General features: G+C 51.3%; 16 protein-coding genes. 9 read left to right on the top strand and 7 right to left on the bottom strand.

Annotated features, from left to right (window positions below):
* Positions 1-7 precede the first annotated feature (7 nt).
* The 6 genes from BZK40_RS14235 to BZK40_RS14210 all read right to left on the bottom strand — a co-directional run bounded on the left by BZK40_RS14235 (position 8) and on the right by BZK40_RS14210 (position 6650).
* The gene (locus tag BZK40_RS14235; protein ID WP_003831006.1) at positions 8-337 is read right to left on the bottom strand and encodes a cytochrome o ubiquinol oxidase subunit IV; all 330 of its coding nucleotides are present in this window, start codon (positions 335-337) and stop codon (positions 8-10) included.
* Positions 337-951: a cytochrome o ubiquinol oxidase subunit III gene (locus BZK40_RS14230; protein WP_003831007.1), complete on the bottom strand. Its 615-nt coding sequence runs from the start codon at positions 949-951 to the stop codon at positions 337-339. Before BZK40_RS14230 ends, BZK40_RS14235 begins: the two co-directional genes overlap by 1 nt.
* The gene (gene cyoB / locus BZK40_RS14225; RefSeq protein WP_003831008.1) at positions 941-2932 is read right to left on the bottom strand and encodes a cytochrome o ubiquinol oxidase subunit I; all 1992 of its coding nucleotides are present in this window, start codon (positions 2930-2932) and stop codon (positions 941-943) included. Before cyoB ends, BZK40_RS14230 begins: the two co-directional genes overlap by 11 nt.
* A gap of 19 nt (positions 2933-2951) precedes the next feature.
* Positions 2952-3899: a cytochrome o ubiquinol oxidase subunit II gene (cyoA, locus tag BZK40_RS14220; protein WP_032942534.1), complete on the bottom strand. Its 948-nt coding sequence runs from the start codon at positions 3897-3899 to the stop codon at positions 2952-2954.
* Between the two features lie 652 nt (positions 3900-4551).
* Positions 4552-6027 (bottom strand): muropeptide MFS transporter AmpG, encoded by a 1476-nt coding sequence (gene ampG / locus BZK40_RS14215; RefSeq protein ID WP_048214791.1) that lies wholly within the window; start codon positions 6025-6027, stop codon positions 4552-4554.
* Positions 6028-6071: 44 nt separating this feature from the next.
* Positions 6072-6650, bottom strand: coding sequence for a lipoprotein (locus BZK40_RS14210; protein WP_016152050.1), 579 nt, complete (start codon positions 6648-6650; stop codon positions 6072-6074).
* Between the two features lie 306 nt (positions 6651-6956).
* Here BZK40_RS14210 and bolA point away from each other — a divergent pair, with 306 nt between their 5' ends.
* The 9 genes from bolA (at position 6957) to fadM (ending at position 17378) form a co-directional block, all read left to right on the top strand.
* Positions 6957-7274: a transcriptional regulator BolA gene (gene bolA, locus BZK40_RS14205; RefSeq protein WP_003021619.1), complete on the top strand. Its 318-nt coding sequence runs from the start codon at positions 6957-6959 to the stop codon at positions 7272-7274.
* A 344-nt stretch (positions 7275-7618) separates the two neighbouring features.
* Positions 7619-8917 (top strand): trigger factor, encoded by a 1299-nt coding sequence (gene tig / locus BZK40_RS14195; RefSeq protein WP_003021622.1) that lies wholly within the window; start codon positions 7619-7621, stop codon positions 8915-8917.
* A gap of 247 nt (positions 8918-9164) precedes the next feature.
* Positions 9165-9788: an ATP-dependent Clp endopeptidase proteolytic subunit ClpP gene (gene clpP, locus BZK40_RS14190; RefSeq protein ID WP_003021624.1), complete on the top strand. Its 624-nt coding sequence runs from the start codon at positions 9165-9167 to the stop codon at positions 9786-9788.
* Between the two features lie 126 nt (positions 9789-9914).
* Positions 9915-11189 carry an ATP-dependent protease ATP-binding subunit ClpX gene (gene clpX / locus BZK40_RS14185; protein WP_003831013.1) on the top strand — a complete coding sequence of 425 codons (1275 nt, stop codon included), beginning with the start codon at positions 9915-9917 and terminating at the stop codon, positions 11187-11189.
* Between the two features lie 184 nt (positions 11190-11373).
* Positions 11374-13728 carry an endopeptidase La gene (lon, locus tag BZK40_RS14180; protein ID WP_003831014.1) on the top strand — a complete coding sequence of 785 codons (2355 nt, stop codon included), beginning with the start codon at positions 11374-11376 and terminating at the stop codon, positions 13726-13728.
* 190 nt (positions 13729-13918) lie between these two features.
* Positions 13919-14209 carry a nucleoid-associated protein HU-beta gene (hupB, locus tag BZK40_RS14175; RefSeq protein ID WP_219352570.1) on the top strand — a complete coding sequence of 97 codons (291 nt, stop codon included), beginning with the start codon at positions 13919-13921 and terminating at the stop codon, positions 14207-14209.
* Between the two features lie 268 nt (positions 14210-14477).
* A complete protein-coding gene (gene ppiD, locus BZK40_RS14170) occupies positions 14478-16352 on the top strand; it encodes a peptidylprolyl isomerase (RefSeq protein ID WP_003831016.1) in 1875 nt (624 codons plus the stop codon).
* Between the two features lie 146 nt (positions 16353-16498).
* On the top strand, positions 16499-16873 hold the full coding sequence (locus BZK40_RS14165) for a helix-hairpin-helix domain-containing protein (RefSeq protein ID WP_079934848.1): 375 nt from the start codon (positions 16499-16501) through the stop codon (positions 16871-16873).
* Between the two features lie 106 nt (positions 16874-16979).
* Complete coding sequence (gene fadM, locus BZK40_RS14160) at positions 16980-17378, top strand: long-chain acyl-CoA thioesterase FadM (protein WP_003021636.1); 399 nt, start codon at positions 16980-16982, stop codon at positions 17376-17378.
* A 105-nt stretch (positions 17379-17483) separates the two neighbouring features.
* On the opposite strand, the gene queC is transcribed toward fadM, so the two are convergent.
* Positions 17484-18179 (bottom strand): 7-cyano-7-deazaguanine synthase QueC, encoded by a 696-nt coding sequence (gene queC, locus BZK40_RS14155; RefSeq protein WP_079934847.1) that lies wholly within the window; start codon positions 18177-18179, stop codon positions 17484-17486.
* Positions 18180-18242: the final 63 nt, after the last annotated feature.

Here is an 18242-nt window from a genome sequence, read left to right as displayed (position 1 = left end):
GCCGCTCTTAGTGCATCATCATGTTGTAGTTAAGGTTCCACATAATCCAGATGGAGCCCACAACCAGGATGGCGATGATTAGCACAGTAAAGACAAAGGCCGTCATGTTCCAACCTTCATCAGATTTGCTATTCATGTGCAGGAAGCACACCAGGTGCACCAGAATCTGTACCACTGCCATTGCCAGAATAGTTCCCAGAATGACGGCCGGTGAGGCAGAACCTGTCATCACCATCCAAAACGGAATGACCGTCAGGATGATCGACAGGATAAAACCTGTCATGTAGGTTTTTACGCTGCCATGGGATGCGCCGCCGCTCTCGTTAGAATGACTCATTACATCGCCCCCATCAGATAAACAACAGTGAACACACAGATCCACACCACATCCAGGAAGTGCCAGAACAGGCTCAGGCACATGATGCGGGTACGGTTAGTACTGGTCAGGCCGCGACGAGCAACTTGCACCATCAGCACCGCCATCCAGATAAGACCGGAGGTGACGTGCAGACCGTGAGTACCGACCAGCGCGAAGAACGCAGACAGGAAGCCGCTGCGATCCGGGCCCATACCGTTAACAATCAGGTGATGGAATTCATAGAGTTCCATCCCGATGAATCCGGCACCGAACAAGAAGGTCAACGCCAGCCAGGAGATAACCTGGCTCTTGTTGTTCTTGTACATGGCAATCGCTGCCATGCCGTAAGTAATGGAGCTGAATAACAGCAGGAATGTTTCAACCAGAACGAACGGCAGTTCAAAAATGTCCTTACCTGTCGGGCCACCTGCGGTGCCGTTCACCAGAACGGCATAGGTTGCAAACAGAATAGAGAACAGAATGCAGTCGCTCATCAGGTAGACCCAGAATCCGAAGATCTTGGTCTGGCCTGCATCGTGGTGCCCGTGTTCGTGCGCGTGGGCAGTCGCGTGCGTTAAAGTATCAGTTGCCATTTTTCAGCCCTGCCTTAGTAATCTCATCGAAATGCTGGTTTTCCAGTTTTTCGACTTCCGGGACCGGCACGTAGTAATCCACGTCTTCATCAAAGCTTTTCACAATCCAGCTGATGATCATGCCTGCGAAGCTTGCAATCGCCAGCCACCAGATATGCCAGATCATGGCGAAACCAAACAGTGTTGCGAAGGCGGTAATGACGATACCGGCACCGCTGTTCTTCGGCATATGAATTTCTTCATAGTGCGCAGGCTGCTTGTACGCTTCACCTTTTTCTTTCATTTCCCAGAAGGCATCACGCTCGTGAACGTGCGGCACAACGGCAAAGTTATAGAACGGAGGCGGGGAAGAGGTTGCCCACTCCAGCGTACGACCACCCCATGGGTCACCGGTCAGGTCACGGTTCTGCTCGCGGTCGCGAATAGAAACGAAGATCTGAATCAGCTGGCACAGGATACCCAGTGCAATCAGCGCGGCGCCGCAGGCGGCAACGACCAGCATCGGATGGAACTGTGGATCAATCTGCTGGCTGAGGCGACGGGTCATACCCATGAAGCCCAGCACGTACAGTGGCATAAATGCTACGAAGAAGCCGATGATCCAGAACCAGAATGCGCGTTTACCCCAAGTTTCGTTCAGCGTGAAGCCAAACGCTTTTGGCCACCAGTAGGTCATACCAGCGAAGCATCCAAATACGACGCCGCCGATGATAACGTTATGGAAGTGCGCAATCAGGAACAGACTGTTGTGCAGAACGAAGTCCGCACCCGGCACCGCCAGCAGTACACCGGTCATGCCGCCGACTGAGAAGGTGACGATAAAGCCAATCGTCCACAGCATTGCTGAGTGGAATACGATACGGCCCTGATACATGGTGAACAGCCAGTTGAAGATCTTCACCCCGGTCGGGATGGCGATAATCATGGTGGTGATACCGAAGAAGGCGTTTACGTTAGCGCCTGCACCCATGGTGAAGAAGTGGTGCAGCCAAACAACGAACGACAGAACGGTGATACACACGGTTGCCCACACCAGCGAGGTGTAACCAAACAGACGTTTACGCGAGAAGGTTGCTGCGATTTCGGAGAACACGCCGAAGACTGGCAGAACCAGAATGTACACTTCCGGATGGCCCCAGGCCCAAATCAGGTTGATGTACATCATCATGTTGCCGCCCATATCGTTGGTAAAGAAATGGGTGCCCAGATAGCGATCCAGGGTCAGCAACGCGACGGTAACCGTCAGGATTGGGAAAGAAGCGATAATCAGGATGTTTGCACACAGAGATGCCCAGCTAAACACTGGCATCTTGAACATGGTCATTCCTGGTGCACGCATCTTAATGATGGTCACAAAGAAGTTGATACCGGTCAGAGTTGTACCAATACCGGACAACTGGACTGCCCATATCCAATAGTCGACCCCGACGCTTGGACTGTACTCTATTCCCGAAAGTGGCGGATACGCCAGCCAACCGGTCTGCGCGAATTCACCCACGCCCAGAGAAAGGTTAACCAGGATTACGCCGACAACGGTGAACCAGAAGCTCAGGTTGTTCAGGAACGGGAATGCAACGTCACGTGCGCCGATCTGCAGCGGAACCACCAGGTTCATCAGACCGATAACAAATGGCATTGCCACGAAGAAGATCATAATCACGCCGTGAGCCGTGAAGATCTGGTCGTAGTGGTGAGGTGGCAGGAAGCCCGCTTCACCTGCAGAAGCCAGCGCTTGCTGACTACGCATCATGATGGCGTCGGCAAAGCCACGAATCAACATGACGATTGCGACGATGACATACATGATGCCAAGGCGTTTGTGGTCAACAGAAGTCAGCCACTCTTTCCACAGGTAGGTCCACTTACCGAAGTAAGTGATAAGGCCCAGTAAGGCCGCACCACCGATGATAATGGCAGCAATCGTAACCATGACAATAGGTTCATGGAACGGAACTGCATCCAGCGTCAATTTTCCGAACATCGTATTCTTCCTCGGCCCCTTAGTGAGCGGATTCCGCGTGGCTCATGTCCATGCCTTCCATTCCTTCGTGTGCGCTGTGCTCACCTTCGGGTTGGGTCATGTCCATGCTCTTACCGTGAGCCATAAATTTGTTAATAACATCTTTAAACAAATCCGGTTTCACGTTGGAGAAGTATTCCACCTGGTTGTATTCGCTTGGCGCAGCCACTTTCTCGAACGCTGCCATGTCGCTCATGGTGTTCGTGGACTGTTTAGCTTTAGCAACCCATTGGTCGAATTCGGCGCGGTCCTTTGTTGCGATAGCCTTGAACTTCATACCGGAGAAGCCTGGTCCGCTATAACTTGCGGAGATACCATCATAAGTACCGACTTCGTTGGCGATCAGATGCAGTCGAGTCTGCATACCGGCCATGGCATAAATCTGGCTACCCAGACGCGGGATAAAGAAGGAGTTCATCACGGAGTTGGAAGTCACTTTGAATTCAACCGGAGTATTCGCCGGGAAGGCGATTTCATTCACGGTAGCGATACCCTGTTCCGGATAGATGAAGAACCATTTCCAGTCCATGGAAACCACTTCGATGGTAATGGGCTTCTCGTCATGCGCCAGCGGTTTGCTTGGCTCAAGAGCGTGAGTGGTTTTCCAGGTCAGAACGGCAAGGAAAATGATGATTAAGATCGGCACCGTCCAGACCACAGCTTCCACTTTATTGGAGTGTGACCAGTTCGGGCTGTACTTCGCATCTTTATTGCTTGCACGATACTTCCAGGCAAAACCAACAGCCATCAAGATGGCGGGAATAACGACAATCAACATCAGGCCAAATGCCGTCAGTATCAATGACCGTTGTTCCAGTCCAATCTGTCCTTTAGGGTCAAGCAGCGCAGAATTACAGCCACTGAGTAATGCAGTGCCTGCAATTAATGACAACCATCCCAAACTTTTATTGTATTTCCTGAGTCTCATTTAACGACCTCAATTCCACGGGACCGGGTGGCGTTTAAAGTGTGAGGGCATTTTACGGGAAGGTTACATTACTGTAAACATCTCTAGATCTGTGTTACTGGGTTCTGCCGTGCATGTCACATATGTTGCAATATATGTCGCTTTGGCTTTAAGAACCTGTTGCAACATCACGTTATAACGAAAGCGGGCAGGTGGGGGGCGTACTGAGGGCAATTGGTATAACCAATACGAAAATAAAACAATTGCTTAACAATTGATTATCAATAAACGGACAATTGAGGAACAAAAAATAAATCTTTCTTGGCTGAATCGAGTAAGGAAAATAGTATATATAAAAGGCGTCAATAATTTCCAAATTCTTTGGCGCACAAAATAACAAATATTATTTTTAGCAGTTGTTGCTTATTTCGCCGTTATAATTACGCAGGGTGATTACAACGACCAAATATGCTCGTCATACTTCAAGCTACGGGTGTGTTGGCTTTCCTCGCTCACCCCAGTCACTTACTTATGTAAGCTCCTGGGGATTTGCTGCGTCGCCGCGTGATTCGGCCTCTCGGCCTCTCCCCTACGGGGCCAGCGCAAGCGCTGTTCAAAACGCTCACGCCTTTTGTCCCGTAACTCGAATTATTTAGAGCATAAATATGCAACATCATGCCAGACGGGTTTTGCGCAATGCCAGATAATCAAGCAATCCACCAAAAACGACCCCGCAGACCGCGACCACCACTGAGACTTCAAGCAGTTCCGGCAGGAAGGAGAAGTTGGTGTAATCCAGCGCGTTCATGGTTAACAGCAACAGCCAAACCAGCAGCAGGCAGCAGCCCGCAACTAGCGTCATTAATGCCAGACTGTATGCTCCACGAAATTCCGTGCGCGGAATGAAGCTTTCATTTTGCCAGCTATGTTCCAGGGTCTGGCGACATACCAGCAGCAGTATCAGACCGGGGATCGCGGCAAACACGGAGAACAGATAAAACGTCGGCCAGCCGTGTGCTTCGACAAACCAACCCGCTACCGGGCCAACGTAAACGCGACCAACGGCTGAAAGCGCGGAGAGCAGGGCGAACTGGGTCGCTGAGAAGGACTTATTGCACAGCGTCATTAATAAGGCGACAAATGCCGCCGTGCCCATTCCGCCGCACAGGTTTTCAAAGAAGACGGCCGCCGCCATGCTGAACATGTGTTTGTCAGTGATGGACAGTAGCCAGTAGCCCGCATTCGACGCCCCTTGCAGGATGCCGAAAATAAGCAAGGCGCGAAACAGCGAAAGGCGCTGCATCAGGATCCCACCGTACAGCGCGCCAACAATGGTGGCCAGTAGCCCCAGCGTCTTATTCACCACGCCAACTTCACCCGCATCAAACCCAACGCCGCGGATTAAAAAGGTGGTGGTCAGGCTCATGGCGAAAGCATCCCCGAGCTTATACAGCACAATAAGCAGCAGGATCAGCCATGCGTTGTTACGACCAAAGAAGTCTCGCAGCGGAGCCGCAACTGCCTGTTCCAGCGTTTTAGGCACCGGAATGGTGTCAGTTGGTTCAGGTGCTAACAGAGTGGCGATGATACAGGGAATCAACAGTGCAGCCATCAGCCAGTACATCCCTTGCCAGCCCAGCCAGCGATCGGCCATCCACAAGGCCAATCCGCCTGAAACCAGCATCCCTAATCGATAGCCCAGCACGCTGATAGCCGCGCCGGTACCGCGGTCTTCTGCGGGCAATACGTCGGTTTTCCAGGCATCAAAGACGATATCCTGCGATGCCGAGCAAAAAGCGATCACTACTGCGAGTGCGGCCATCCAGCGTAACTGTGTGCCAGGCTCCAGAAAGCCCATCGCAGCGATAGAAATTAACAACAGCACCTGGGTCGCCAGCAGCCAGCCGCGACGCCGACCTAAAAACGGTGGCGTGTAACGGTCCATCAACGGGGACCAGAGAAATTTAAATACGTAGGCCTGACCGACCAGGGAAAAGAAACCGATGGTTTTAAGATCGATATTCTCGACTGTCATCCACGCCTGAAGCGTACCGGAGGTGAGTGCGAGCGGTAAACCGGAGGCGAACCCCAGAATGAGCAGGATAGCTGAACGTGGTTGCTGAAAAATACGTAAGTATTGACTGGACATGGGCTTCTATAGGCCCGACGAACGCCGGGCCATATGGGCAGAAATTAACGAGCGTTCTGCTTGATGAAATCGTGAACGCTGGTGTCCTGAGACATATCAGCGATGGTGTCGGTCAGCACGCTGTTAACGGCATCAGCGATATTTTTGTTAGAGGCTTGCAGTGCACCTTCAACAGAATAGCTTGCGCGGTAGTTTTTGGTCATCTTGTTGCCGTTGGCGGCGGTAGCAATGATGGCGATGTCTGCTTTGGTGGCGATGTTATAGCGCACGCTACCCTGAGACACGTCAGCATACAGCTGGCTAACAATGATTTGCAGGTTGACTGCACCGTTCGGTCCAATCATATAACCGCGTGCGGTCATCTGTTTTTCCAGTACTTCTTGCAGCAGGAAACGCAGGTCGCGGGATGCGGTCAGGGTCACCAACTGGTTGTCGCGGGTGACTTTTGCCAGCGCTTGATCCTGGCGCTGGTCGGCTCCGTTGATGCTAACGGTCACACCCATCAGGCTCGGGTCCTGCTGCGGCAGGGTAATTTTCGGGGAGACTTCAATAGTGGTCGGCGGCGTTGCGCATCCAGCTAACATAAACAGTGCGACAAACGGGACGAGGATTTTTTTAAACATGCCAGGGCTCTCAGCGAATCTAAATTGTATGGTTAGAGAAAATTCCCGCCATCATAACATCGCCAACGATGAGGGGAAGTGGGTAACGCATGTAAATTCATTGTGTTGTCCGTTTTATGACTTTGTGGAGACTATAAACGGACTTTTTGCAATAAATTGGAGTGAGGAATCAGTGAACTTCATCCGTTTGAATGAGAAAATCAGACAAGCGCTAATTTTTTGTTGCTAAGGTGTAATGAAAACGGTAAAAGCGGCTAGTATTTAAAGGGATGGGTGACATCTCAGCGTTGTCGGAGGAAAAATTTCATGATGATTCGTGAGCAAATAGAAGAAAAATTAAGGGCAGCGTTCGAACCCGTGTTCCTCGAAGTTGTGGATGAAAGCTATCGTCACAATGTCCCGGCTGGTTCTGAAAGCCACTTTAAGGTTGTACTGGTTAGCGATCGCTTTACAGGTGAACGTTTTCTTAATCGTCATCGGATGATTTACAGCACGTTAACGGCGGAGCTTTCCACAACCGTTCATGCGCTTGCCCTGCATACCTACACTATTAAGGAGTGGGAAGCGTTGCAGGATACGATTTTTGCATCGCCTCCGTGTCGTGGAGCGGGAAGCATCGCGTAAAAACGGATTTGCAACAACCGACGCTTTTCCAGTATGTTGCTACAGATTATGTGAAAACGGCCTGCGGGCCGTTTTGTTTTGTCTGAATTCTGGGGCAGTCGTACAGTATTCAGACAAAAATTAGCCGGGAATTGTGAAAAAAGCCGCAGCAACGCGCGATAACCGTTCTCGACTCATAAAAGTGATGCCGCTATAATGCGCGTCTTATTTTTCGGAATGTCTTCGGGATGATTCTGACGACAGGGAATGTGATTGCTTATGAGAACATCCCAGTTCCGCGAAGCCAACAACCTGTGCTTGCGGAGAAGAGTTGACCGAGCACTGTGATTTTTTGAGGTAACAAGATGCAAGTTTCAGTTGAAACCACTCAAGGCCTTGGCCGCCGTGTAACGATTACTATCGCTGCTGACAGCATCGAGACCGCTGTGAAAAGCGAGCTGGTCAACGTAGCGAAGAAAGTGCGTATTGACGGTTTCCGCAAAGGAAAAGTACCGATGAATGTTGTTGCTCAGCGTTATGGCGCGTCTGTTCGCCAGGACGTTCTGGGTGACCTGATGAGCCGCAACTTCGTTGACGCGATCATCAAAGAAAAAATCAATCCGGCTGGCGCACCGAACTACGTTCCGGGCGAATACAAACTGGGTGAAGATTTTACTTACGCGGTAGAGTTTGAAGTTTACCCGGAAGTTGAGCTGACTGGCCTGGAAGCAATCGAAGTTGAAAAACCGGTTGTTGAAGTTACCGACGCTGACGTTGACGTAATGCTGGACACCCTGCGCAAGCAGCAGGCTACCTGGAAAGACAAAGACGGCGCTGCTGATGCAGAAGACCGTGTAACCATCGACTTCACCGGTTCTGTAGACGGCGAAGAGTTCGAAGGCGGCAAAGCGTCTGACTTCGTACTGGCGATGGGCCAGGGTCGTATGATCCCGGGCTTTGAAGAAGGCGTTAAAGGCCACAAAGCTGGCGAAGAGTTCACTATCGACGTGACCTTCCCGGAAGAGTACCACGCTGAAAACCTGAAAGGTAAAGCTGCGAAGTTCGTTATCAACCTGAAGAAAGTTGAAGAACGCGAACTGCCAGAACTGACTGAAGAATTCATCAAACGTTTCGGCGTTGAAGATGGTTCCGTAGCAGGTCTGCGCGCTGAAGTCCGTAAAAACATGGAACGCGAGCTGAAAGGCGCTGTGCGTAACCGCGTTAAGTCTCAGGCGATCGAAGGCCTGGTAAAAGCTAACGACATCGACGTTCCGGCTGCTCTGATCGACAGCGAAATCGACGTTCTGCGTCGTCAGGCTGCACAACGTTTCGGCGGCAACGAGAAACAAGCTCTGGAACTGCCGCGTGAACTGTTCGAAGAACAGGCTAAGCGTCGCGTAGTTGTTGGTCTGCTGCTGGGCGAAGTGATTCGTACCAACGAACTGAAAGCTGACGAAGATCGCGTTAAAGGCCTGATCGAAGAGATGGCTTCTGCTTACGAAGATCCGAAAGAAGTTGTTGAGTTCTACAGCAAAAACAAAGAGCTGATGGACAACATGCGTAACGTCGCTCTGGAAGAGCAGGCTGTTGAAGCCGTTCTGGCGAAAGCGAAAGTGACTGAAAAAGCCACTTCCTTCAACGAACTGATGAACCAGCAGGCGTAATTCGTCGCTTTTTTAGCTCGAATTTCGTACGCAAGCCCGTCACCTTTTGGTGGCGGGTTTTTTTTTGTCACGCATTTTGCATGGGAAGAGTGCGAAAACAGCGTTTCAGTGTTAGCGTTACAACAAAAGATTGTTATGCTTGAATTATGGCGATGTCGTACCCATTACTGAGGGACTAGCTGATAATCCGTCCATAAGGTTACAATCAGCACAGCAGGTTTTTTCAAATTTTATCCAGGAGACGGAAATGTCATACAGCGGCGAACGAGATAACTTTGCACCCCATATGGCGCTGGTGCCGATGGTCATTGAACAGACCTCACGTGGTGAGCGCTCTTTTGATATCTATTCTCGTCTACTTAAGGAACGCGTCATTTTTCTGACCGGCCAGGTCGAAGACCATATGGCTAACCTGATCGTGGCGCAGATGCTGTTCCTGGAAGCAGAAAACCCAGAAAAAGATATCTACCTGTACATCAACTCCCCTGGTGGAGTGATCACTGCCGGGATGTCTATCTATGACACCATGCAGTTTATTAAGCCGGACGTCAGCACCATTTGTATGGGCCAGGCGGCCTCAATGGGCGCGTTCCTGCTGACCGCCGGGGCGAAAGGCAAACGTTTTTGCCTGCCTAACTCTCGCGTCATGATCCACCAGCCTCTGGGCGGTTACCAGGGCCAGGCAACGGATATTGAAATTCATGCCCGTGAAATCCTGAAGGTAAAAGGGCGCATGAACGAACTTATGGCGCATCATACGGGTCAATCTCTTGAGCAGATTGAACGTGATACCGAGCGCGATCGCTTCCTCTCCGCTTCTGAAGCGGTAGAGTATGGTCTGGTTGACTCGATTTTGACCCATCGTAATTAATGCCCAGTGCGCAGGTGTGCCGCTATAATTACCTGGAGCGGCACAACGCTGACTAGCGTCTTGCGCCTGAGAATGGCATTTGCGTCGTCGTGTGCGGCACAAAGAACAAAGAAGAGGTTTTGACCCATGACAGATAAACGCAAAGATGGCTCGGGCAAATTGTTGTACTGCTCTTTTTGCGGCAAAAGCCAGCATGAAGTGCGTAAGCTGATTGCCGGTCCATCCGTGTATATCTGCGACGAATGTGTTGATTTATGCAACGACATCATTCGCGAAGAGATTAAGGAAGTAGCACCGCACCGTGAACGCAGTGCGCTGCCGACGCCACATGAAATTCGCAACCACCTGGACGATTACGTTATCGGTCAAGAGCAGGCGAAGAAAGTGCTGGCGGTCGCGGTATACAACCATTACAAACGTCTGCGCAACGGCGACACCAGCAATGGCGTCGAGTTGGGCAAAAGTAACATCCTGCTGATTGGCCCGACGGGTTCCGGTAAAACGCTGCTGGCTGAAACGCTGGCGCGCCTGCTGGACGTTCCGTTCACCATGGCTGATGCCACCACGCTGACCGAAGCCGGTTATGTGGGTGAAGATGTTGAAAATATTATTCAGAAGCTGTTGCAGAAGTGCGATTACGACGTGCAGAAAGCACAGCGTGGGATCGTCTATATCGATGAGATCGACAAGATTTCTCGTAAGTCTGATAACCCATCTATTACCCGTGACGTTTCCGGCGAAGGTGTACAGCAGGCGCTGTTGAAACTGATCGAAGGGACGGTTGCTGCCGTTCCGCCACAGGGTGGTCGTAAACATCCTCAGCAGGAATTCCTGCAGGTTGATACCTCCAAGATCCTGTTTATCTGCGGTGGTGCCTTTGCCGGTCTGGATAAAGTGATTGCTAACCGTGTTGAAACCGGCTCCGGCATTGGTTTTGGCGCAACGGTAAAAGCACAGTCTGATAAAGCCAGCGAAGGTGAACTGCTGTCGCAGGTTGAACCGGAAGATCTGATCAAATTTGGTCTGATCCCTGAGTTCATCGGTCGTCTGCCGGTTGTGGCAACGCTGAGCGAGCTGAGCGAAGAAGCGTTGATCCAGATCCTCAAAGAGCCGAAAAACGCCCTGACCAAGCAGTACCAGGCGCTGTTCAATCTTGAAGGTGTCGATCTGGAATTCCGTGAGGAAGCGCTGGATGCGATCGCTAAGAAAGCGATGGCGCGTAAAACCGGTGCTCGTGGTCTGCGTTCTATCGTCGAAGCCGCGCTGCTCGACACCATGTACGATCTGCCTTCTATGGAAGACGTCGAAAAAGTGGTGATCGATGAGTCGGTGATTGGCGGTCAGAGCAAGCCATTACTGATTTACGGTAAGCCGGAAGCGCAGCAGGCATCTGGCGAATAATTCATCAATTCATACAGACATTTAATTAAAAAGGGGGGATTTTATCTCCCCTTTTATTTTTCCGTAAACATGGCGTTGAATGTGTGGGAAACATCCCCATATACTGACATACATGTTAAAGGTGGTGTGAAGCACAGTCGTACCACCTGATTACCTGGCGGAAACTAAACTAAGAGAGAGCTCTATGAATCCTGAGCGTTCTGAACGCATTGAAATCCCCGTATTGCCGTTGCGCGATGTGGTGGTTTATCCGCACATGGTCATACCCTTATTTGTAGGGCGGGAAAAATCTATCCGTTGTCTGGAAGCGGCTATGGACCATGATAAAAAAATCATGCTGGTCGCACAGAAAGAAGCGTCAACGGATGAGCCGGGTGTAAACGATCTTTTCACCGTCGGGACCGTGGCCTCTATTTTGCAGATGCTGAAACTGCCTGACGGCACCGTAAAAGTGCTGGTCGAGGGGTTACAGCGTGCGCGTATTTCTGCGCTGTCTGACAACGGCGAGCATTTCTCTGCGAAAGCAGAGTACCTTGACTCGCCTGCTATTGATGAGCGCGAACAGGAAGTGCTGGTGCGTACCGCTATCAGCCAGTTCGAAGGCTATATCAAGCTGAACAAGAAAATCCCACCAGAAGTGCTGACGTCGCTGAACAGCATTGACGATCCTGCACGTCTGGCGGATACCATCGCTGCACACATGCCGCTGAAGCTGGCTGACAAGCAGTCCGTGCTGGAGATGTCCGACGTTAACGAACGTCTGGAATATCTGATGGCGATGATGGAGTCTGAAATCGATCTGCTGCAGGTTGAGAAACGCATTCGCAACCGCGTGAAAAAGCAGATGGAAAAATCTCAGCGCGAGTACTATCTGAACGAGCAGATGAAAGCTATTCAGAAAGAACTCGGTGAGATGGACGATGCACCGGACGAAAACGAAGCGTTGAAGCGTAAAATCGACGCGGCGAAAATGCCGAAAGAGGCAAAAGAGAAAGCGGAAGCAGAACTGCAGAAGCTGAAAATGATGTCTCCTATGTCGGCGGAAGCGACCGTGGTGCGTGGCTACATCGACTGGATGGTACAGGTGCCGTGGAATGCGCGTAGCAAGGTCAAAAAAGACCTGCGTCAGGCGCAGGAAATCCTCGATACCGACCATTATGGTCTGGAGCGCGTCAAAGACCGTATCCTTGAGTATCTCGCGGTTCAAAGCCGTGTAAATAAAATCAAGGGGCCGATCCTGTGTCTGGTTGGACCGCCGGGGGTAGGTAAAACCTCTCTGGGGCAGTCCATCGCTAAGGCAACTGGGCGTAAATACATCCGTATGGCGCTGGGCGGCGTGCGTGATGAAGCCGAAATTCGTGGCCACCGCCGGACCTATATCGGTTCTATGCCGGGTAAACTGATCCAGAAAATGGCCAAAGTGGGCGTTAAAAACCCGCTGTTCCTGCTTGATGAGATCGACAAAATGTCTTCCGACATGCGTGGCGATCCGGCTTCCGCACTGCTTGAGGTGCTGGATCCAGAGCAGAACGTGGCGTTCAGCGATCACTACCTGGAAGTGGACTACGATCTCAGCGACGTAATGTTTGTTGCGACCTCTAACTCCATGAATATTCCGGCACCGTTGCTGGATCGTATGGAAGTGATCCGTCTGTCCGGTTATACCGAAGACGAAAAGCTGAACATTGCCAAACGTCACCTGTTGCCGAAACAGATTGAGCGTAATGCGCTGAAAAAAGGTGAGCTGACGGTCGACGATAGCGCCATTGTGGGCATTATTCGTTACTACACCCGTGAAGCAGGCGTACGTAGTCTGGAACGTGAAATCTCTAAACTGTGCCGTAAAGCGGTGAAACAGCTGCTGCTGGATAAATCGCTGAAACATATTGAGATCAATGGCGACAACCTGCACGATTATCTGGGTGTACAGCGCTTTGACTATGGCCGCGCGGACAACGAAAACCGCGTTGGTCAGGTGACGGGTCTGGCGTGGACGGAAGTTGGCGGCGATCTGCTGACTATCGAAACCGCCTGCGTACCGGGTAAAGGTAAGTTGACCTACACCGGTTCTCTGGGTGAAGTCATGCAGGAGTCGATTCAGGCTGCGCTGACCGTGGTGCGTGCGCGTGCGGAAAAACTGGGTATTAACCCGGACTTTTACGAAAAACGCGACATCCACGTTCACGTACCTGAAGGGGCTACGCCGAAAGACGGTCCAAGTGCGGGTATTGCTATGTGTACTGCGCTGGTTTCTTGTCTTACCGGTAACCCAGTTCGCGCCGACGTGGCGATGACGGGTGAGATCACCCTGCGTGGTCAGGTTCTGCCTATCGGTGGTTTGAAAGAAAAACTGCTGGCGGCACACCGTGGCGGCATTAAGACGGTCTTAATTCCCGATGAGAACAAACGTGACCTGGAAGAGATTCCGGACAACGTAATTGCCGATCTTAATATTCACCCGGTGAAACGTATTGAGGAAGTTCTGACTCTTGCATTGCAAAATGAACCCTCTGGAATGCAGGTTGTGACGGCAAAATAGTGACCTCGCGCAAAGAGCATTAATAAAAACAGGGCTGGCAGGCCATTTCGGGCTTGCCAGCCTTTTTTTGTATAGCTAATTTAGATAACGGATTAGGCTTGCCATCATTAACGGGTGTTGTAAGGGCATGGCAGGCCTGATATAACTGCTGCGCGGTCGCACTTTGAAGGATTCAGGTGCGATATAAATTATAAAGAGGAAGAGAAGAGTGAATAAATCTCAACTGATCGACAAAATTGCTGCAGGGGCTGATATCTCTAAAGCTGCGGCTGGACGTGCGTTAGATGCAATTATTGCTTCTGTTACCGAATCTCTGAAAGAAGGTGATGACGTAGCGCTGGTAGGTTTTGGTACTTTTGCCGTTAAAGAGCGTGCTGCCCGTACTGGTCGCAACCCGCAAACAGGTAAAGAGATCACCATCGCCGCGGCTAAAGTACCGGGCTTCCGTGCAGGTAAAGCACTGAAAGACGCGGTAAACTAAGTGATTTCCCCTTTGGGGATGTGACGAAGTACAAGGGCGCATCGACTGATGTGCCTTTTTTATTTGTAATTCCGGTACTTTCTACGCGTTGTGGGCTGACAATTGCCCCTGTTTCTTGTCACAATAGACCTTTGTGCGCAGCGTTCAGGAAACGCTATGCTGCGTGAAGCATATATACTCAAAATCCTTGTTGCCGTTGTTGTCATCAACGCGGGGGCAGCAGAGAGGATAACGCGTATAGTCATCTACAGCGGAGTGTGGTTACACCATGATGGACAGCTTACGCACGGCTGCTAACAGTCTCGTGCTCAAGATTATTTTCGGTATCATTATCGTGTCGTTCATTTTGACCGGCGTGAGTGGTTACCTGATTGGCGGAGGCAATAACTTCGCCGCCAAAGTGAATGGCCAGGAGATCAGCCGCGGGCAGTTCGAGAATGCGTTCAACAGCGAACGTAACCGCATGCAGCAACAGCTGGGCGATCAATACTCCGAGCTGGCCGCTAACGAAGGTTATATGAAAACGCTGCGTCAGCAGGTGCTGAATCGTCTTGTTGACGAAGCACTGCTGGATCAGTATTCCCGCGAGCTTAAGCTCAACATCAGCGACGATCAGGTTAAACAGGCCATTTTCGCCACGCCTGCGTTCCAGGTGGACGGCAAGTTTGATAACAACCGCTACAACGCGATTGTCAATCAAATGGGAATGACTGCAGACCAGTATGCTCAGGCATTACGTAATCAGCTTACGACACAGCAGCTGATTAACGGTGTTGCCGGTACGGACTTCATGCTGAAAGGTGAAACGGACGAACTGGCGGCGCTGGTCGCACAGCAGCGTATCGTGCGCGAGGCGACGATTGACGTTAACGCACTGGCCGCGAAGCAGTCTGTTACCGAGCAGGAAGTTGCCAGCTACTACGAGCAGAATAAAAACAACTTTATGACGCCGGAACAGTTCCGCGTGAGCTACATCAAGCTGGACGCTGCTGCAATGCAGGAGACGGCCAGCGATGCTGATATTCAGTCTTACTATGACCAGCATCAGGATCAGTTCACTCAGCCGCAGCGTAACCGCTACAGCATCATTCAGACCAAAACGGAAGATGAAGCCAAAGCGGTACTGGACGAGCTGAACAAAGGCGGTGATTTTGCTGCGCTGGCGAAAGAAAAATCTGCCGATATCATCTCTGCCCGTAAAGGCGGCGATATGGGATGGCTGGAAGATTCCACCACCCCGGATGAGCTGAAAAATGCTGGTCTGAAAGAAAAAGGCCAACTGTCTGGCGTAATTAAGTCTTCCGTTGGTTTCCTCGTTGCGCGTCTTGACGACGTACAGCCTGCGCAAGTTAAACCGCTGAGCGAAGCCCGTGACGAGATTGCGGCAAAAGTTAAGCAGGAAAAAGCGCTGGATGCGTACTATGCGCTGCAGCAGAAAGTCAGCGACGCGGCCAGCAATGATAACGAATCTCTGGCGGGTGCAGAGCAGGCTGCGGGTATGAAAGCGGTTGAAACGGGCTGGTTTAGCCGTGACAGCCTGCCGGAAGAACTGAATTTCAAACCAGTCGCTGACATCATTTTCAATGGTGGTCTGGTTGGTGAGAACGGTACGCCTGGCAGTAACTCCGATATCATCACCGTGGACGGCGATCGTGCGTTCGTGCTGCGTATTGCAGAGCACAAAGCCGAAGCCGTGAAGCCACTGGCTGAAGTGAAAGAGCAGGTAACTGCGCTCGTTAAGCACAATAAAGCAGAGCAGCAGGCGAAGCTTGATGCCGATAAACTGCTGGCGGATCTGAAAGCCGGTAAAGGCGATGAAGCGATGAAAGCGGCGGGTCTGAGCTTTGGCGAGGCGAAAACGCTGAGCCGTACGGGTCAGGATCCGCTGAGCCAGGCTGCCTTTGGTCTGAGCCTGCCGGCGAAAGACAAACCGAGCTACGGCGTCGCGAACGACATGCAGGGTAACGTTGTTCTGTTGGCGTTGGACGAGGTGAAAGCCGGTTCTATGCCTGAAGCGCAGAAGAAAGCGATGGTTCAGGGGATCACTCAGAACAACGCGCAGATTGTCTTCGAAGCGCTGATGAGCAACCTGCGTAAAGCCGCAAAAATTAAAATCGGGGATGCGCTGGAACAGCAGCAATAACCGAGGCAGTTCGCAAAAAATTGCAAAAAGTTGTATCTACCAAAGGCCGCTTTCGCGGCCTTTTCCATTTCTGATATTTGCCGTTTGTCTGCCGTTCTGCACCTCGCTATCGTGATTCCACTGTTAACAAACAAGGAGAAAACAGTATGAAACATGGAATCAAAGCTCTGCTTATCACTCTTTCATTGACCTGCGCTGGTATGGCCCAAACCGCATTGGCGGCTGAGCCTGTCGCCAAAAGCCAGGCGACTCAAACCAAAGCGGAAAACCCAGGGGCGGCACAAAGCAAAGCCACACAGCCCGCTAAAGCAAGCGACGATGAGGGCACCAGGGTAAGCATCAACAGCGCTTCTGCGGAGGATTTAGCGCGAGTTATGAATGGCGTGGGTCTAAAGAAAGCGCAGGCGATTGTGAGCTATCGTGAGGAGTACGGGCCGTTTAAAACGGTGGACGATTTAAAACAGGTGCCGGGCATGGGCAGTTCACTGGTTGAGCGTAACCTGGCAGTTTTAACACTTTAATAACTTGCAGAGCGCTGAAAGTTTGCCAGACTGTAGAGGTCATACCAGTTATGACCTCTTTACCCAAAAATCTGTTCCTATAAAAACAACGTAAGGCTCCTGCGCTATGCAAACACAAATCAAAGTTCGTGGTTTTCATCTTGATGTCTATCAGCACGTTAACAATGCCCGCTATCTGGAGTTTCTGGAAGAAGCCCGCTGGGATGGTCTGGAAAACAGCGACAGCTTTCAGTGGATGACAGCACACAACATCGCTTTTGTGGTCGTGAATATTAATATCAACTACCGACGACCTGCGGTGCTGAGCGACCTGCTGACTATCACCAGTCAGGTTCAACAGTTAAATGGCAAAAGTGGTGTGTTAAATCAGACCATTACTCTGGAGCCGGAAGGGCAGGTGGTGGCAGACGCGCTGATTACGTTCGTCTGTATTGATTTGAAAACGCAAAAAGCGTTGCCGCTGGAAGGGGAGTTGCGCGAAAAACTGGAGCAGATGGTGCAGTAGTGGCTGCGACTGCCGGAAGGCGACGCTCAAGCGTCTTATCCGGCCTACAAGAGTTGCTGCAACTGCATGTAGGCCGGATACGCAAAGCGCCATCCGGCAATACAATCACTTTAACTCGGTTTTCTGCTTCATTGCCTCCATCACTGCCGGTTTATCCGCCAGATAATGGTTCAGGCCGTTGGCACGCAGATTACACGCCGCACAGTGACCGCAACCGTCACCTTTGATGCCGTTATAGCAGGTCAGCGTTTCTTCGCGTACCAGGTCCAGCTTGCCCCAATAATCGGCCAGTGCCCAGGTTTCGGCTTTATCGATCCACATCAGTGGGGTTTCAAAGCGAATATCTTTCGCCATCCCCAGGCTTACAGCATGGTTCAGGGCTTTAACGAACTCATCGCGACAGTCCGGATAGCCGGAGAAATCGGTCTCACAAACGCCGGTAATGACCGCCTCTGCCTGCACCTGGTACGCGTAAATTGCTGCCAGCGTTAAGAACAGAATATTGCGTCCTGGCACAAAGGTATTGGGAATGCCGTTCGCATCCGGTTCGTAATCGGGTACCGGAATGTTATCGCGGGTCAGGCTGCTGACAGCCAGTTCACTGAGCAATGTGACATCAAGCACTTTGTGCGCGCGCGCGCCAAGTTTTAAGGCCAGGTCACGTGCGACATCAATCTCAGCGCGATGGCGCTGACCATAATCAAAGGTCACGCAGTGCACTTCATCATACTGATGCAGCGCTTGCGCCAGACAAGTCGTGGAGTCCTGACCTCCACTGAATACAACAACGGCACGTTTCATGGCTTTTCCTGACAAAATAACGAAGCCCTTATGGTAGCGCCTGGGCGTGCCGTCGACCAGCTT

The organism is Citrobacter portucalensis (assembly GCF_002042885.1).
Classification (GTDB): Bacteria; Pseudomonadota; Gammaproteobacteria; order Enterobacterales; family Enterobacteriaceae; genus Citrobacter; species Citrobacter portucalensis.
This window is presented reverse-complemented; position numbering and strand designations above follow the sequence as displayed.

Coding starts and splice junctions, on each gene's coding strand:
- queC (WP_079934847.1), bottom strand. CDS start 18,179: ATGAAACGTGCCGTTGTTGTATTCAGTGGAGGTCAGGACTCCACGACT.
- clpX (WP_003831013.1), top strand. CDS start 9,915: ATGACAGATAAACGCAAAGATGGCTCGGGCAAATTGTTGTACTGCTCT.
- fadM (WP_003021636.1), top strand. CDS start 16,980: ATGCAAACACAAATCAAAGTTCGTGGTTTTCATCTTGATGTCTATCAG.
- BZK40_RS14235 (WP_003831006.1), bottom strand. CDS start 337: ATGAGTCATTCTAACGAGAGCGGCGGCGCATCCCATGGCAGCGTAAAA.
- clpP (WP_003021624.1), top strand. CDS start 9,165: ATGTCATACAGCGGCGAACGAGATAACTTTGCACCCCATATGGCGCTG.
- BZK40_RS14210 (WP_016152050.1), bottom strand. CDS start 6,650: ATGTTTAAAAAAATCCTCGTCCCGTTTGTCGCACTGTTTATGTTAGCT.
- cyoA (WP_032942534.1), bottom strand. CDS start 3,899: ATGAGACTCAGGAAATACAATAAAAGTTTGGGATGGTTGTCATTAATT.
- ampG (WP_048214791.1), bottom strand. CDS start 6,027: ATGTCCAGTCAATACTTACGTATTTTTCAGCAACCACGTTCAGCTATC.
- cyoB (WP_003831008.1), bottom strand. CDS start 2,932: ATGTTCGGAAAATTGACGCTGGATGCAGTTCCGTTCCATGAACCTATT.
- ppiD (WP_003831016.1), top strand. CDS start 14,478: ATGATGGACAGCTTACGCACGGCTGCTAACAGTCTCGTGCTCAAGATT.
- tig (WP_003021622.1), top strand. CDS start 7,619: ATGCAAGTTTCAGTTGAAACCACTCAAGGCCTTGGCCGCCGTGTAACG.
- bolA (WP_003021619.1), top strand. CDS start 6,957: ATGATGATTCGTGAGCAAATAGAAGAAAAATTAAGGGCAGCGTTCGAA.
- lon (WP_003831014.1), top strand. CDS start 11,374: ATGAATCCTGAGCGTTCTGAACGCATTGAAATCCCCGTATTGCCGTTG.
- BZK40_RS14230 (WP_003831007.1), bottom strand. CDS start 951: ATGGCAACTGATACTTTAACGCACGCGACTGCCCACGCGCACGAACAC.
- BZK40_RS14165 (WP_079934848.1), top strand. CDS start 16,499: ATGAAACATGGAATCAAAGCTCTGCTTATCACTCTTTCATTGACCTGC.